Genomic DNA, 16,820 nt, shown 5'->3' with positions numbered 1-16,820 from the left:
TCCCGATGGGTCTACATCAGGGACTCGGAGGGCAACCTCATCGGGCTGTTCGATGAGGTCGCAGCGTCGTGAGGCCCCACGCCCGCTGGTAGCCTGGCGGATGTGTCCGCCCCACCCACCGACAGCGCTGTGAGCGCGCTCGCGCCCGAGAACGACCCGTCCTTCGACAACGTCTGGGACGAGCTGAACTGGCGGGGGCTCGTGCACGTGTCCACGGATGCCGGGGATCTGCGCACGCTCCTCGGCGGGCCTCCGATCGTGTTCTACTGCGGGTTCGACCCCACGGCGCCCAGCCTGCACCTGGGAAACCTCGTGCAGCTGCTGACGATGCGACGTCTGCAGCTGGCCGGCCACCGGCCGCTCGGACTCGTGGGCGGGTCGACCGGCCTGATCGGCGATCCGCGCCCGACGGCCGAGAGGACGTTGAACACTCCCGAGACCGTGCAGGAATGGGTCGGTTTCCTCCGCGCCCAGGTCGAGCGCTTCCTGAGCTTCGACGGCGACAACGCGGCGCGGATCGTGAATAACCTGGACTGGACGGCGCCGCTGAGCGCCATCGACTTCCTCCGCGACATCGGAAAGCACTACCGCGTGGGCGCGATGCTGAAGAAGGACGCGGTGGCGGCGCGGCTCAACTCCGACGCCGGCATCAGCTACACCGAGTTCAGCTACCAGATCCTGCAGGGGCTGGACTATCTCGAACTCTTCCGCTCGTACGACTGCGTTCTGCAGACCGGGGGGAGCGACCAGTGGGGGAACCTCGTCAGCGGCGTCGACCTCATCCACCGGGTGGAGGGGCGATCGGTGCACGCGGTCGGCACGCCGCTGATCACCAACGCCGACGGCACGAAGTTCGGCAAGAGCGAGGGCAACGCGATCTGGCTGGATCCGCAGATGTGCAGCCCGTACGCGTTCTACCAGTTCTTCCTCAACACCCTCGACGCGGACGTGATCGCGCGCCTGAAGGTGTTCACGTTCCTCACGAGGGCGGAGATCTCGGAGTACGAACGGCTGGTGGCCGAGGAGCCCTTCCGCCGTGGCGCGCAACGACGCCTCGCGCTGGAAGTGACGGCATTCGTGCACGGCATGGAGTCCGCGTCCGCAGTGGCTGCGGCATCCGAGGCTCTCTTCGGTCAGGGAGACCTCTCGTCGCTGGATGCGGCGACACTGCGCAGCGCGCTGGAAGAGCTTCCGCACGCCCGGGTGCCGGCGGGCACATCGGTGGTGGATGCGCTGGTGGCGACCGGGCTCGTGACGAGTCTGAGCGAGGCGCGGCGCGCGATCGCGCAGGGCGGGGTGACGCTGGATGGTGAGCGGGTGACCGCGGACGACGCCGTCGTCGACGCATCGCTTCCCGGCGGGGTCTCGGTGCTCCGCCGTGGCAAGAAGACTCTCGCCGGCGTCTTCCTCGACTGAGCCCGCGCCGTGCCGTTGACGCCGAGCCACGCGGTGGTGGCCCTGGCATTCACGCGCACGCCCCTGGTTCCGGCGGCACTCGCGATCGGGGCGATGGCACCCGATCTGCCGCTGTTCGTGCGGGGGGTGGTGCCGCCCTACGGTCGCACGCACGATCTGGCATGGCTGCCCCTGACCGTGGCGATGGCGGCCATGCTGCTGCTGGTGTGGCGATGCGTCCTGCGTCCTGCCGTCCGCGAACTCGTCCCGCGGCGGGTGGCCGAGCGGCTTCCCGCCGCGTGGGACGCCGGGGCGACCGAGGGCCTGCGCGAGACGGTCGCTCTTCCGGGTAGGCGGCTGTCGTGGCCACGCGTGGGCCTGGTCGTGCTCTCCCTCGCGCTCGGCGTGGTGACGCACATCGTGTGGGACCTGTTCACGCACGAAGGACGCGGGGGAGTGGAACTGCTCCCCGTGCTCGACGAACGGTGGGGCGCGCTCCGCGGGTACTCGTGGTTGCAGCACGGCTCGAGCGTCGTCGGTCTCACGATCCTCGCCGCGTGGGGCCTGATCCGGATGAGCCGCCGCACGCCCGAGCCGGTGGTGCGCCTGCTTCCGGCACCGGTACGCACCGCATGGTGGTGCTCGCTGCCCGTCGTCCTCGCCGGCGCGTGGCTGATCGGCCTCGCCGTGCACGGCCCCCTCGGCGCCGGCTTCACCCCCGCCCACCTCGCCTACCGCGTGCTGCCCCCCGCCGCGGCGGGGTGGGGCGCCGCGACGCTGCTCCTGTGCCTCGCCATCCTGCTGCGACGGCGGGCGGCGCGGTGACTTCTCGGCGGCACCGGCCACGCGCCACCGTCTGCCCCGAGGCCCGGAAACACGGGCGACACGCCCGGGATGCGCCGAGATTTGCCGAGTCCCCGGATCCCACGTAACTTATTACTTGTTCGCCCCACAGGGGAGAGCGGAGAGGCCGAAAGGCCCCGCTACCTCTCAAGCGGAGAACCACCCCCAACCTCACACTCACTTGAGTGTGACGACCTCCGGGTCTAGGATGGGGTTCCGGCCGCTCAGGCTGCGTCCCCGACGCTCGGTTCCGATTCGGAACGAACGAAACGTCGATTTGACAAGCTGAGCGAAACGGATAAGATAGAGAAGTTGCCCTGCGGGCAGAGCCGAGAGGCCGAGCAGCAGGAGCATCCGATCCTTGAGAACTCAACAGCGTGCACTTGTCAAATGCCAAAAAACCTCGCGGTCAGCTTGTCTGACCGATGAGATTCTTTTGAGATTAAACGGATAAATGTCAGTAATGACATCCGATCGTCAGATCAAACTCGCTCGGCCGAACCCATTCCGGTTCGATCGCAGCAAAATTCTTCTACGGAGAGTTTGATCCTGGCTCAGGATGAACGCTGGCGGCGTGCTTAACACATGCAAGTCGAACGGTGAAGGAGAGCTTGCTCTCCGGATCAGTGGCGAACGGGTGAGTAACACGTGAGCAACCTGCCCCGGACTCTGGGATAACAGTTGGAAACAGCTGCTAATACCGGATACGAGCTGCGACCGCATGGTCACAGCTGGAAAGAACTTCGGTCTGGGATGGGCTCGCGGCCTATCAGCTAGTTGGTGAGGTAATGGCTCACCAAGGCGTCGACGGGTAGCCGGCCTGAGAGGGTGACCGGCCACACTGGGACTGAGACACGGCCCAGACTCCTACGGGAGGCAGCAGTGGGGAATATTGCACAATGGGCGAAAGCCTGATGCAGCAACGCCGCGTGAGGGACGACGGCCTTCGGGTTGTAAACCTCTTTTAGCAGGGAAGAAGCGAAAGTGACGGTACCTGCAGAAAAAGCACCGGCTAACTACGTGCCAGCAGCCGCGGTAATACGTAGGGTGCAAGCGTTATCCGGAATTATTGGGCGTAAAGAGCTCGTAGGCGGTTTGTCGCGTCTGCTGTGAAAACTGGAGGCTCAACCTCCAGCCTGCAGTGGGTACGGGCAGACTAGAGTGCGGTAGGGGAGATTGGAATTCCTGGTGTAGCGGTGGAATGCGCAGATATCAGGAGGAACACCGATGGCGAAGGCAGATCTCTGGGCCGTAACTGACGCTGAGGAGCGAAAGGGTGGGGAGCAAACAGGCTTAGATACCCTGGTAGTCCACCCCGTAAACGTTGGGAACTAGTTGTGGGGTCCATTCCACGGATTCCGTGACGCAGCTAACGCATTAAGTTCCCCGCCTGGGGAGTACGGCCGCAAGGCTAAAACTCAAAGGAATTGACGGGGACCCGCACAAGCGGCGGAGCATGCGGATTAATTCGATGCAACGCGAAGAACCTTACCAAGGCTTGACATATAGAGGAAACGGCTGGAAACAGTCGCCCCGCAAGGTCTCTATACAGGTGGTGCATGGTTGTCGTCAGCTCGTGTCGTGAGATGTTGGGTTAAGTCCCGCAACGAGCGCAACCCTCGTTCTATGTTGCCAGCACGTAATGGTGGGAACTCATGGGATACTGCCGGGGTCAACTCGGAGGAAGGTGGGGATGACGTCAAATCATCATGCCCCTTATGTCTTGGGCTTCACGCATGCTACAATGGCCGGTACAAAGGGCTGCAATACCGTGAGGTGGAGCGAATCCCAAAAAGCCGGTCCCAGTTCGGATTGAGGTCTGCAACTCGACCTCATGAAGTCGGAGTCGCTAGTAATCGCAGATCAGCAACGCTGCGGTGAATACGTTCCCGGGTCTTGTACACACCGCCCGTCAAGTCATGAAAGTCGGTAACACCTGAAGCCGGTGGCCCAACCCTTGTGGAGGGAGCTGTCGAAGGTGGGATCGGTAATTAGGACTAAGTCGTAACAAGGTAGCCGTACCGGAAGGTGCGGCTGGATCACCTCCTTTCTAAGGAGCATCTGGCACTCCTCGGAGTGTCCAGGCGCCAGATCGAGACGAATGTTCTCGCTGGTAGCTCAAGGGTGGAACATTTGACGAGGTGCCGATCGGGTCTCCCGGTTCTCAGTACGCTGCTTGCAGCTGGAAACGAACTTGGCGAACTGGCCGGCACAAGCACGCTGTTGGGTCCTGAGGGACCGGATGCGGTTTCGACCGCAGCTGAACCTCTGGGCCTTTTTCGTTGTCGCAGTGCGACACACGAGAAGGGCACCGCCCGTACTTTGAGAACTACACAGTGGACGCGAGCATCTTTGAGCTGATCTTTTAGATCAGCTCATATAGATGATCTTAAAGATCATTAATCAATTTCGAGTCGGACTTTTAGTCCGAACCGATTCTTGATAAAACTCATGTGATTTCAAGTCTTTAAGAGCAAACGGTGAATGCCTTGGCATCTGGAGCCGAAGAAGGACGTAGCAATCTGCGATAAGCCTCGGGGAGTGGATAAGCACACTTTGATCCGAGGGTCTCCGAATGGGGAAACCCCGCTGGGCGGCGTGCCGACCCAGTGACTCCCGCCTGAATATATAGGGCGGGTAGAGGGAACGTGGGGAAGTGAAACATCTCAGTACCCACAGGAAGAGAAAGCAACCGCGATTCCGTTAGTAGTGGCGAGCGAAACCGGAACAGGCTAAACCGAGTACGTGTGATATCCGGCAGGAGTTGCGTATTCGGGGTTGTGGGACTTTTCAGGCTGTTCTGCCGAACAGCCGGCGTTACAAGCAGGTATAGACGAACGGCATTGAAAGGCCGGTCATAGAGGGTGCAAACCCCGTAGTCGAAATGCCTTCCTTGGCGCGAGAAGTATCCCAAGTAGCACGGGGCCCGAGAAATCCCGTGTGAATCCGTCAGGACCACCTGATAAGCCTAAATACTCCCAGATGACCGATAGCGGACAAGTACCGTGAGGGAAAGGTGAAAAGTACCCCGGGAGGGGAGTGAAATAGTACCTGAAACCGTTTGCTTACAAACCGTTGGAGCAGCCATAGCAGCTGTGACAGCGTGCCTTTTGAAGAATGAGCCTGCGAGTTAGCGATACGTGGCGAGGTTAACCCGAGTGGGGTAGCCGTAGCGAAAGCGAGTCTGAATAGGGCGATTCAGTCGCGTGTCCTAGACCCGAAGCGAAGTGATCTATCCATGGCCAGGTTGAAGCGACGGTAAGACGTCGTGGAGGACCGAACCCACTTAGGTTGAAAACTGAGGGGATGAGCTGTGGATAGGGGTGAAAGGCCAATCAAACTTCGTGATAGCTGGTTCTCTCCGAAATGCATTTAGGTGCAGCGTTGCGTGTTTCTTGCCGGAGGTAGAGCTACTGGATGGCCGATGGGGCCCAAAAGCTTACTGACGTCAGCCAAACTCCGAATGCCGGTAAGTGAGAGCGCAGCAGTGAGACTGTGGGGGATAAGCTTCATAGTCGAGAGGGAAACAACCCAGACCACCAACTAAGGTCCCTAAGCGCGTGCTAAGTGGGAAAGGATGTGGAGTTGCCTTGACAACCAGGAGGTTGGCTTAGAAGCAGCCACCCTTGAAAGAGTGCGTAATAGCTCACTGGTCAAGTGATTCCGCGCCGACAATGTAACGGGGCTCAAGCACGCCACCGAAGTTGTGGCATTGACATTATTGGTAGGCCTTCGTGGTCCAGCCGTGTTGATGGGTAGGAGAGCGTCGTGTGGCCAGCGAAGCGGCGGTGTGAACCAGCCGTGGAGGCTACACGAGTGAGAATGCAGGCATGAGTAGCGAAAGACATGTGAGAAACATGTCCTCCGAACGACCAAGGGTTCCAGGGTCAAGCTAATCTTCCCTGGGTAAGTCGGGACCTAAGGCGAGGCCGACAGGCGTAGTCGATGGACAACGGGTTGATATTCCCGTACCGGCGAAGAACCGCCCAAGCTAATCCAGTGGTGCTAAGAGTCCTAACCAGGAATGGACGGATCCCTTCGGGGTGAAGCCGTCTTGGCGAACGCTCGACCCCATGCTGGTGCGGTTAGCGTATTAACAGGTGTGACGCAGGAAGGTAGCCCAGCCAGGCGATGGTAGTCCTGGTGCAAGTGCGTAGGCCGAGTGATAGGCAAATCCGTCACTCATTAAGGCTGAGACACGATGCGGATGAAAAGTGGGTGATCCTATGCTGCCAAGAAAAGCATCGACGCGAGGTTCTAGCTGCCCGTACCCCAAACCGACTCAGGTGGTCAGGTAGAGAATACCAAGGAGATCGAGAGAATCGTGGTTAAGGAACTCGGCAAAATGCCCCCGTAACTTCGGGAGAAGGGGGGCCTTCGGCGTATTAGGACTTGCTCCGAAAGCGTTTGGAGGCCGCAGAGACTAGTGGGTAGCGACTGTTTACTAAAAACACAGGTCCGTGCCAAGTCGCAAGACGATGTATACGGACTGACGCCTGCCCGGTGCTGGAAGGTTAAGAGGACCGGTTAGCCGCAAGGCGAAGCTGAGAATTTAAGCCCCAGTAAACGGCGGTGGTAACTATAACCATCCTAAGGTAGCGAAATTCCTTGTCGGGTAAGTTCCGACCTGCACGAATGGCGTAACGACTTCCCAACTGTCTCAACCGCGAACTCGGCGAAATTGCATTACGAGTAAAGATGCTCGTTACGCGCAGCAGGACGGAAAGACCCCGTGACCTTTACTACAGCTTGGTATTGGTGTTCGGTGTGGCTTGTGTAGGATAGGTGGGAGACTTTGAAGCATGGACGCCAGTTCATGTGGAGTCATCGTTGAAATACCACTCTGGTCACTCTGGATATCTAACTTAGAACCGTAATCCGGTTCAGGGACAGTGCCTGGTGGGTAGTTTAACTGGGGCGGTTGCCTCCCAAAAAGTAACGGAGGCGCCCAAAGGTTCCCTCAACCTGGTTGGCAATCAGGTGTCGAGTGTAAGTGCACAAGGGAGCTTGACTGTGAGACTGACAGGTCGAGCAGGGACGAAAGTCGGGACTAGTGATCCGGCAGTGGCTTGTGGAAGCGCTGTCGCTCAACGGATAAAAGGTACCTCGGGGATAACAGGCTGATCTTGCCCAAGAGTCCATATCGACGGCATGGTTTGGCACCTCGATGTCGGCTCGTCGCATCCTGGGGCTGGAGTAGGTCCCAAGGGTTGGGCTGTTCGCCCATTAAAGCGGTACGCGAGCTGGGTTTAGAACGTCGTGAGACAGTTCGGTCCCTATCCGCTGCGCGCGTAGGAAGTTTGAGAGGATCTGACCCTAGTACGAGAGGACCGGGTTGGACGAACCTCTGGTGTGTCAGTTGTTCCGCCAGGAGCACCGCTGATTAGCTACGTTCGGGATGGATAACCGCTGAAAGCATCTAAGCGGGAAGCCGGCCTCAAGATGAGACTTCCATGCCTTCGGGCGAGAGGCTCCCAGCCAGACTACTGGGTTGATAGGCCGGATGTGGAAGCGCGGTAACGCGTGAAGCTGACCGGTACTAATAAGCCGATGACTTGATAACACACCGTTTTTGGTGCTTGCGTCCACTGAGTGGTTCCCGATGTACGGTCGGGAACAACAACACAATAATGATTTACGTTTGTGTACGACTGAAACATCAATAGTGTTTCGGCGGCCATAGCGTGAGGGAAACGCCCGGTTACATTCCGAACCCGGAAGCTAAGCCTCACAGCGCCGATGGTACTGCAGGGGGGACCCTGTGGGAGAGTAGGACACCGCCGGACTTCTTTCGAGAAATGGCCACCCAACGTTGGGTGGCCATTTCGCGTTTTACGGGCACTTTTATCCCAAGGGAGATCACCGTGGCAACGGACGACCGCGACGACCGCGAACCGCGCACGGCGCGCTCCGGCGGTGGGGACCGCGACCGCCGCGACGAGCGTCCTCCTCGGGCCTCCTCGGACGCGCCGCGGCGCGACGGCGGTGGGGCGCGTCGCTCGAACGGTGATGCTCCGCGCCGCCCGTCGGGCGACCGGCCCCGCGGCGAGTCGCCGCGCCGCCCGTCGGGCGATCGGCCGCAGCGGCCGGCCGGTGATGGCGAACGTCGTCCCCGCAGCGACGGCGAACGTCGACCGTGGGGTGACGGGCCTCGCCGTCCGGCGGGGGGCGGGGAGCGTCGGCCGTGGGGTGACGGCCCCCGTTCCGCAGCATCCGGCCGGCGCCCCGCGGACGATGGCGCGCGTCGCCCGGATCGACGACCCTCCGATCACCGGTCGCCGCGTCCGATTCCGACCAGTGATGACCGCCGTGCCCGCGTGGCCGAGCCGCTCATTCCCGACGAGGTCACGCCGTACGACCTGGCGTCGCCGGCCCGCAACGAGCTGAAGACGCTGAGCAAGGAGAACGCGGAGAACGTCGCCCGCCACCTGGCGATGGCGGCGCGCTTGATCGACGAGGATCCCGCGCTGGCGCATGAGCACGCGCTGGCGGCCACCCGCCGCGCAGGGCGTGTCGGGGTGGTCCGCGAGACGGCCGCCATCACTGCGTACGCGATCGGGGACTTCGCGCTGGCCCTGCGGGAACTGCGGACGTACCGCCGGATCTCCGGACGCGACGACCAGTTGCCGCTCATCGTCGACAGCGAGCGCGGCGTCGGGCGTCCCGATCGCGCTCTCGAGGTGGGCCGTTCGGTGGACCGCTCCACCCTGCCGGTCGGGGTGCGGGTCGAACTCGCGATCGCCATGTCGGGCGCGCGGCTCGACCTGGGGCAGCCGGAGGAGGCGTTGCGGGAACTCGATATCCCCGAACTCGACCCCGATCGCGCCTTCGAGTGGAGCCCCGGTCTGTTCGCCGCCCGCGCGGCGGTGCTGGAGGAGCTCGGCCGCGACGACGAGGCGGAACAGTGGTATCGCCGCGCCGAGGTAGCCGAAGACGCGCTCGATGCCGCGACAGGGGCGGCCGACCGCGAGGTGCTCGTCGTGGAGGAGGTCGACGAGGAGGATGATGACGCCCCGGCGACGCGGCGCGTCGAAGGCCCGGGGTCCCCGGAGTGATCCGTCGCCGTCCGGCGCCTCCCGGCCCTGCGCCGCTGGACGGGGTCGATGTCGTTCTCGCCGACCTCGACGGCGTCGTGTACGCCGGTCCCGGTGCGATCCCGCACGCCGTCGATAGCCTCAACCGTGCCGAACGGGACGGGCGCCGGCTCGGGTTCATCACCAACAACGCCTCCCGCACCGATGCATCCGTCGCTGCGCATCTGACCGAGCTCGGTCTCACCGTGAGAGCGGACGCGGTCGTCACCAGCCCGCAGGCGGCGATGCGGCTGCTCCGTGATCGCGTCGCCCCGCCCGCCACGATCCTCGTCGTCGGCGGGGAAGGACTGGTCGTCGAGGTGGAGAAGGCGGGCTACACCGTGACGCGGAGCGCCGAGGATGCCCCGGCCGCCGTGGTGCAGGGGTTCGCGCCCGAGGTCGGCTGGGCACAGCTTGCCGAGGCCGCCTACGCCCTGCAGCGGCCGGAGGAGGAGGGCGGCATCCCGTGGATCGCCACCAACACCGACTGGACGATCCCGCAGGCACGGGGAATCGCGCCGGGGAACGGGACACTCGTCTCGGCCGTGCACACGGCTGTCGGGCGGTTGGCGACCGTCGCCGGAAAGCCGGAGACGCCCATCTTCACCGAAGCGGTGGCCCGCTTCGGTGCCGCCTCACCCCTGTTCATCGGTGATCGCCTCGACACCGACATCCAGGGCGCCTCGCGGGCCGGGATCGCCTCGGCCCTCGTGCTCACCGGAATCGACCGTCCCAAGCACGTGCTCGCGGCCCCGCCGGACGCGCGACCGGACGTGATCCTGGGTGATCTGCGCGAGCTCTTCGAGCCGTACCCGCAGACCCTCGTCGACGGGGCGCGCACGACCGTGGGCCGGTCCACCGTCGAGATCGACGGCGCCGACCTCCGCATCGTGGCGGAAGGCGATCGCCCGGTCGACCTTCTCCGCGCCGGGGCGTCGGCCATCTGGTCATCGGGACGTGCCATCTACGGGTTCCGCGTGCCCGAACGCCTGTATGCCGACCCCTTCTGGCGGGTGTAGGTCGTTACGATAGCGGCATGCCCGACCGCGACGACTCCTCCGACGACGGCCACGAGTTGATCAGCCGCCTCCGGGTGATCGAATCGCAGCCGCTCGCCGATCGCGCGGGCGCCTACGCATCCCTGCACGACGAGCTCGCCCGGCGGCTCGAGTCGGGGCCGACCGCGGACGGCGGATCGCGCGGATGACGCAGCGCCTCGACGCGGCCGTTGCTGCGCGAGGACTCGCGCGCTCACGTACGCAGGCCGCGCAGCTCATCAGCGCGGGGTCCGTCAGCGTCGACGGGCGTCCCGTGGTGAAGCCCTCCACGCCGGTCGATGACGACGTGCTCATCGAGGTCGCCGCCGCGGACTCCTACGTCAGCCGTGCCGCGCACAAGCTGCTGGCGGGCCTCGACGCGTTCGGCATCGATGTCCGCGGGCGTCTGGCGCTGGACCTCGGAGCGTCCACGGGCGGGTTCACCCAGGTACTGCGCGAGCGCGGAGCCGCTCCCGTCCTGGCCGTGGACGTCGGCCACGGGCAGCTCGCACCCCAGGTGGCGGCGGATTCCGGGGTGATCGCCGTCGAGGGCTACAACGTCCGGTACATGGACGCGGCGAGTCTGGCCGAGGCCACCGGGATCGCCGCCGCGCCCACGGTGGTCACCGGCGACCTGTCCTTCATCTCCCTCACCCACGTCCTCCCCGCGGTGGTCGCGGTGGCGGCGCCCGATGCCGATGTCGTGCTCCTGGTCAAACCCCAGTTCGAAGTGGGCCGCACCGCCGTCAAAGGTGGCCTCGTGAGTGACCCGGCGCTGCGGGCGGACGCGGTGAGTACCGTGTTGTGGTCGGCGTGGGACGTGGGTCTTCGCACGGTGGGGATCATCCAGTCGCCGGTGCCCGGCACGCACGGCAATCGCGAGTTCGTGGTGCATCTGGCGACCGGTCGGGGAAGCGATCCGTCAGAATGGGGGAGCACCCTGAACGAAGTGGTCGGTACCCCATGAATTCGAGCGAACGCAGCATCCTGGTCGTCGTGCACTCCCGCCGGGAAGACACGGTGGATGCAGCGCGCCGCGTCCTGTCGGAGCTGCGGTCGGCCGGCGCCCGGCCCGTGCTCTCGGCGGACGACCGGGCGGAGCTCGACGATCTGCTGGACTTCACCGGCGTGGGCACGCTCGCCGTGGACGTGCCACTGGAAGACGTCGAGCTCGCCATCGTCCTGGGCGGCGACGGCACGATCCTGCGGGCCGCCGAACTGGTCCGCGGCGGCACGGCGCCCATCCTGGGCATCAACCTCGGTCACGTCGGCTTCCTGGCGGAGATCGAACGCGACGACATGGACGATGCGGTGCGACGCGTGATCGCCAAGGATTATCGCGTCGAGGAGCGCCTCGCGCTGGCGGTGCGGGTGAAGGACGCGGCCAACAACGTCATCTACGAGACGTGGGCGCTGAACGAAGCGACCGTGGAGAAGGCCAGCCGCGAACGCATGCTCGAGGTCGTGATGGAGGTCGACGGGAGGCCGCTGTCGTCGTTCGGATGCGACGGGGTCGTCGTCGCGTCACCCACCGGGTCGACCGCGTACAACTTCTCCGCCGGTGGCCCCGTGATCTGGCCGAACGTCGAGGCGATCGCGGTGGTGCCCCTCTCGGCGCACGCCCTGTTCGCGCGTCCGCTGGTCGTGGATCCCGGCGCGTCCGTGGCCATCGAGGTGCTCGAGCGGACCAGTGGCGTCGGCATCCTGTGGTGCGACGGCCGGCGCTCGCACGATCTGCCCCCCGGCGCCCGCGTGGTGGTCCGCCGCTCCAGTCGACCGGTACGCCTCGCGCGGCTGCATCCCGCCGTGTTCACCGACCGGCTCGTCCGCAAGTTCCGCCTTCCTGTGGAGGGGTGGCGCGGCCCCGACGGGGCGCCGGCGTGATCGAGCAGATGCGCCTGCGCGATCTGGGCGTGATCGCCGACGCGACGCTGCCCATCGGTGCCGGGTTCACGGCGATCACGGGGGAGACCGGAGCCGGGAAGACCATGGTCGTCACCGGGCTGGGACTGCTGCTGGGCCAGCGGGCCGACTCCGGCGCGGTGCGCTCGGGTGCCGGCCAGGCCTGGGTGGAAGGCGTCTGGGTCGTGCCCGAGCACGGCTCGGTGGCCGATCGCGTCCGGGAGGCCGGCGGCGACATCGAACCCATCGGCGACGGCCGCGCCGAGCTGTACCTCGGACGTACCGTCTCCAGCGAGGGCCGCGGGCGGGCGACCGTGGGAGGACGCACCGCCCCCGCGGGGGTGCTCGCCGACCTCGCCGACGATCTCGTCGTCGTCCACGGTCAATCCGACCAGCTGCGACTGCGCTCATCGGCCGCGCAACGGGATGCGCTCGATCGTTTCGGCGGCGCCCCGGTCGCAGGCGCGCTGGCCGCGTACCGGGACGCGTACGAGAGCTGGCGCGCGCTCGACGCGGAGCTGACGACGATCGAGAACGACCGGGATGTGCGTGCGCGTGAGGCGGACGACCTGCGCGCGCGCATCGCCGAGATCGAGGCCGCCGCGCCTGTCGCGGGGGAGGACGTGCAATTGGCAGCGCGCGCCGAACGCCTCGGGAACGCCGAGGAGCTCCGGCTCGCAGCCGTCACCGCGCACGAGGCGCTCTCCTCCGAGAGCGACGCGCCCGACGTGACGGCACTGCTCGCCGACGCGCGGCGGGCGCTCGAGCGCGGCGGGGATACGGTGCTGACCGAGCTGGCCGATCAGGTGGCCGAACTCGGCTACCGGGTCACCGACATCGCCGCGGCGCTGTCGGGCTACCTCGCCGATCTCGACGAGACCGGCCCGCACGAGCTCGCCGCCGTCGAGGAGCGCCGGGCAGTGCTCGCCGGGCTCGCCCGCACCCATGGCAGCCTGGACGCGGCCCTCGACCTGCTCGAGACGGGTTCGGCCCGTCTCGCGGAGCTGGATGACGACTCCGACCGCATCGCGCGTCTCTCCGCCGAGCGGTCGGAAGCGGCCGGGCGCCTCGACCGGGCAGCGGAAGCGCTGAGCGCGGCTCGCGTCGAAGCGGCAGGACGGCTGGCAACAGCGGTGACGGAGGAGCTCCACGCCCTCGCGCTGCCGGATGCGACGCTCACCGTCGCCGTCGCGCCCGGGGCCGCTTCCGCATCCGGACGTGACGACGTCACCATCCTGCTCGCCCCGCACCCCGGCGCGGAGCCTCGACCGGTGGCGCGGGGCGCTTCGGGTGGGGAACTCAGCCGGGTCATGCTCGCCATCGAGGTGGTGCTCGCCGGGGTCGACCCGGTGCCCACGTTCGTCTTCGACGAAGTGGATGCGGGAATCGGCGGGGCGGCGGCGATCGAAGTCGGCCGACGCCTGGCCCGTCTGGCGGAGACATCGCAGGTGATCGCCGTGACGCATCTCGCGCAGGTCGCCGCTTTCGCCGGCAACCACCTCTCCGTGGTGAAAGGCACCGACGGGTCCGTCACCGCCTCCAGCGTCCGGCGCCTGGACGGCGCCGAGCGCGAGGCCGAGATGGCACGGCTGCTGTCGGGGATGCCCGACTCCGACGCCGCGATCACGCACGCGCGTGAGCTGCTGGCCGCCGGCCGCGTGACCCGGTGACCCCGGAGGCGTCCGACCCGACGGGTAGTGACGGGCCGGTGGCCGCGGACGGACCGGCCCCCGACGGTGCCGTCCACATCCAGACGCGGCGCCCCACACCGCTCTACCGGGCGCTGTCCCGTTCTCTGGTCTGGCTGGAGGCGCGGACACGGGCGCGGGGACCACTCGGGCTCCGCCTCGCAAACCTCGGAGTGTGGTTGCTGATCGCCGGTTCTGGGCTGATCCTGTTGCTCGGCCCGGTGGTCAACGAGCCCCGCGACCTCGACGACATCACAGCGGCCGCATCGGAGGCCACCGACCGGTGGATCGCGCGATCGTTCGACGCGACCTTCGAGGTGGAGCGCACCGACGAGGGACGGATGCTGCTGCACGTGGAGGAGCGGATCGACGCGGTCTTCCCGGACGGGGTAGACGAGACCGGGATCAGCCGCACGATCGCGTCGCACTACGGCGGGCACGACCTGCACCCCGAGGTCACCGGGGCGCAGATCGACGGGACGCCTGCCGAGGTGACCGTCGACCCCGACGCCACGACGACCACGCTGCGCTGGGAGAGCGGCGCGGTCCTCCGTGGCGCGCACGAGTTCGTCGTGCGTTACACCCTCTCCGACGTCGCCTACCGCGCCCTCGACCGATCCACCGATCGGATGCAGGACCTGCTGGAGTGGGACCTGTTCGGTCCGGCCTCGCCACAGGGGGTGGCCGGCACGTCCGCCACCCTGGTCATTCCGCGCGAGCTCGACGATGCGCTCGAGCGTCCCCCGCGGGCCGCCGTCGCGTGGACCCTGCTGTCGGACGCCACCAGTCTCACGCCCGACACCGAGACTGCCGACACCGTGACCTACGTCGTGGAGAACGACCAGTCGCTGCCCCCGTACGCGCAGTTCTGGTTCACGGCCCGCTTCGCCGAGGGCACCTTCGCGATGCCCGACCCGCCGCCGCTGTACTGGGTGCTCATGGTCGGCCCCTTCGTGCCGCTCCTCCTCCTCGCCGTCGGGATGCTGTTCGTGCTCGCAGCCAGAGCGACGGTGTGGAACGACGACGCGGGCCGGGCCTGGTACGTCGCCCAATACGAACCGGACCCCGCCGTGCCGGCCCCCGTCGCCTCCCGGGTGATGCGTCAGGTCCTCACCGCGCCTCTCGTGCAGGCGCTGCATGAGAGGCGCCGCGACCGCGGGCCATGGGCCGGCGTCGGGCCGGTCGCATGGCGCACCGGCCGGCCGGGCGACATCGTTCCGGCGTGGCGCACCTACCTCACCGCCCCGGCGTGGGGGGAACAGTTCCGTTCCGGGCTGAGGCGCGTGCCCCGCGGCATCGTCCGCGACGTGTTCGTCGGTGCGGCCCTCGGGCTCCTGCTGCTCCAGCTGGGTCTCGTGCGCCAGCTGTCGCACCAGATCCCCCTGTCCGTCTACTGGTGGCCCCTCCTGATCGTGACGGCGAGCTTCCTCCTCGCCGCCGTCGTCCTGGCCGTGGCACTGTCGGCCCGCCCCCTCACTCGTGCCGGTGCACTCGCGAAGGAGCACCTGCTGGGTCTGCGGCTCTACCTGGAGCAGACGCAGTCGGCCGAGCGGATGACCCTGCGCGATGAGCGCCTCCCGTACGCGGTGATGTTCTCCCCGCCTCGGGGCGCCGGTGCGCTGGTGACGCGACTGCTCTCCGACCACGGCTCTCCGCACTCCCGCATGCCGGCCGGGTTCCTCTCCTTGCCGCGGCTGATCGTTCGTGCCGTCGCCGTTGTGAGCGTGGCCGCGGTCCTCCTGCTGGCATACCTCGTGCCTTCACCGTCCGAGCGCGAGAGGCCCGAGGATCTCGCATACTCGGGTGATCTGCCCGGTGGGCGCGGCTGGGTCGTGAGCGAGTTCACCGCCGATGCCGAGGTGGAGCGGACCGCCGCCGGCAAGGCCCGCGTCTCGGTGACGGAGACGCTCGCGGTGTTCATCGATGACGACCGCGATCTCCTGCCCCAGGTGATGCGGCAGTGGCGCGACGTGGTGTCCGGCCACGACATGGCATTGGAGGTCTCGGCGGTCGCCGTGGACGGCGAACCCGTGCCGTTCCAGGTGCGCCGCGAGCAGGGGATGGCCTTTCTGCAGACGGCCCTGACACGCCATTGGGGCGGCGAGCATGTCGTGACGATCGACTACATCCTCGCGAATGCGGCTGTGCCCGTGCAGCGGGGCGGCCAGTGGTCCGAGGAGGTGTTGTGGACCGCGCTGAACGAGGGGTGGGAGTGGGCGTGGTCGTGGCAGCCGGAGCACACGCTGGAAAGGGTCTCGCTGTCTGTGCGCATCCCCGCGGCGCTGGCCGGGGAAGCGTCCGATGCCAGCGGATGGCTGGCCGGACGCAGCGGCGGCGAGGCCGTCGTGCGTGCACTGGAGCGGGGCGGAGCGGGAGGCGATGTCGGTGACGGCTGGCAGATGGCGGTGGAGTCCGACGGATACTGGCCCACGGAGGCCAACGAGGACATCGGGGTCCACCTGGTGTTCCCTCCCGGGACCTTCGTCGATGTGGACCGCCGTTCCTGGTGGGTGGCGGAGACCGCGCGCGTCGCCCCGACGGTGATCGCCCTCGCGTTGTCGGCCCTGGCCGCGGGCACGGCGCTGTTCGGCCTCATCCTGCGGGGCGGGGGCTTGGAGCGCGTGAAGCGCCCCGGCCTGCTCCGAGACGTCGTGCGGTGGCTTCCGCCCTGGTTCGCCGCCGCGGCGGTCGTCATCTCCGTATGGCGCACAGCCGATGCGGTGGGGGAGGACCCCCTTCTGATCCTGCTCGGCATCCCCGCGGGCATCGCCGTCGTGCTGGCCGGCTGGAATGCGTTCGTCACTCGGCGGAGACCATGAGAACGCCCGGATGCTGGCAGACTGCAGGGAACCAGTTCCGCACGCGCCGCGGCGGAGTCTTAC

9 protein-coding genes and 3 rRNA genes are annotated in these 16,820 nt (G+C 66.3%); all 12 read left to right on the top strand.

Annotated elements, in window-relative coordinates; translation table 11 throughout:
• Nucleotides 1-102: 102 nt before the first annotated feature.
• The gene (gene tyrS / locus AC2DGY_RS10450) at nucleotides 103-1,416 is read left to right on the top strand and encodes a tyrosine--tRNA ligase (RefSeq protein WP_484509624.1); all 1,314 of its coding nucleotides are present in this window, start codon (nucleotides 103-105) and stop codon (nucleotides 1,414-1,416) included.
• 9 nt (nucleotides 1,417-1,425) lie between these two features.
• Nucleotides 1,426-2,220 (top strand): DUF4184 family protein, encoded by a 795-nt coding sequence (locus AC2DGY_RS10445; RefSeq protein WP_484509623.1) that lies wholly within the window; start codon nucleotides 1,426-1,428, stop codon nucleotides 2,218-2,220.
• A gap of 549 nt (nucleotides 2,221-2,769) precedes the next feature.
• Nucleotides 2,770-4,288: ribosomal RNA gene (locus AC2DGY_RS10440) — 16S ribosomal RNA — on the top strand.
• A 407-nt stretch (nucleotides 4,289-4,695) separates the two neighbouring features.
• Nucleotides 4,696-7,801, top strand: a 23S ribosomal RNA gene (locus AC2DGY_RS10435).
• 106 nt (nucleotides 7,802-7,907) lie between these two features.
• Nucleotides 7,908-8,024, top strand: a 5S ribosomal RNA gene (rrf, locus tag AC2DGY_RS10430).
• Together the 16S, 23S and 5S rRNA genes form the textbook arrangement of a ribosomal RNA operon.
• Nucleotides 8,025-8,555: 531 nt before the next feature.
• Complete coding sequence (locus tag AC2DGY_RS10425; protein WP_484509622.1) at nucleotides 8,556-9,293, top strand: hypothetical protein; 738 nt, start codon at nucleotides 8,556-8,558, stop codon at nucleotides 9,291-9,293.
• Complete coding sequence (locus tag AC2DGY_RS10420; protein ID WP_484510002.1) at nucleotides 9,293-10,330, top strand: HAD-IIA family hydrolase; 1,038 nt, start codon at nucleotides 9,293-9,295, stop codon at nucleotides 10,328-10,330. Before AC2DGY_RS10425 ends, AC2DGY_RS10420 begins: the two co-directional genes overlap by 1 nt.
• Nucleotides 10,331-10,347: 17 nt before the next feature.
• Nucleotides 10,348-10,518 carry a hypothetical protein gene (locus AC2DGY_RS10415; protein ID WP_484509621.1) on the top strand — a complete coding sequence of 57 codons (171 nt, stop codon included), beginning with the start codon at nucleotides 10,348-10,350 and terminating at the stop codon, nucleotides 10,516-10,518.
• A complete protein-coding gene (locus AC2DGY_RS10410) occupies nucleotides 10,515-11,315 on the top strand; it encodes a TlyA family RNA methyltransferase (RefSeq protein WP_484509620.1) in 801 nt (266 codons plus the stop codon). The genes AC2DGY_RS10415 and AC2DGY_RS10410 overlap by 4 nt, the downstream gene beginning before the upstream one ends.
• Complete coding sequence (locus AC2DGY_RS10405; RefSeq protein ID WP_484509619.1) at nucleotides 11,312-12,232, top strand: NAD kinase; 921 nt, start codon at nucleotides 11,312-11,314, stop codon at nucleotides 12,230-12,232. Before AC2DGY_RS10410 ends, AC2DGY_RS10405 begins: the two co-directional genes overlap by 4 nt.
• The gene (gene recN / locus AC2DGY_RS10400) at nucleotides 12,229-13,920 is read left to right on the top strand and encodes a DNA repair protein RecN (protein ID WP_484510001.1); all 1,692 of its coding nucleotides are present in this window, start codon (nucleotides 12,229-12,231) and stop codon (nucleotides 13,918-13,920) included. Before AC2DGY_RS10405 ends, recN begins: the two co-directional genes overlap by 4 nt.
• Before the next feature lie 38 nt (nucleotides 13,921-13,958).
• A complete protein-coding gene (locus AC2DGY_RS10395; protein WP_484509618.1) occupies nucleotides 13,959-16,757 on the top strand; it encodes a hypothetical protein in 2,799 nt (932 codons plus the stop codon).
• Nucleotides 16,758-16,820: the final 63 nt, after the last annotated feature.

This window comes from Microbacterium sp. Z6_144, from assembly GCF_057197625.1.
This window is presented reverse-complemented; position numbering and strand designations above follow the sequence as displayed.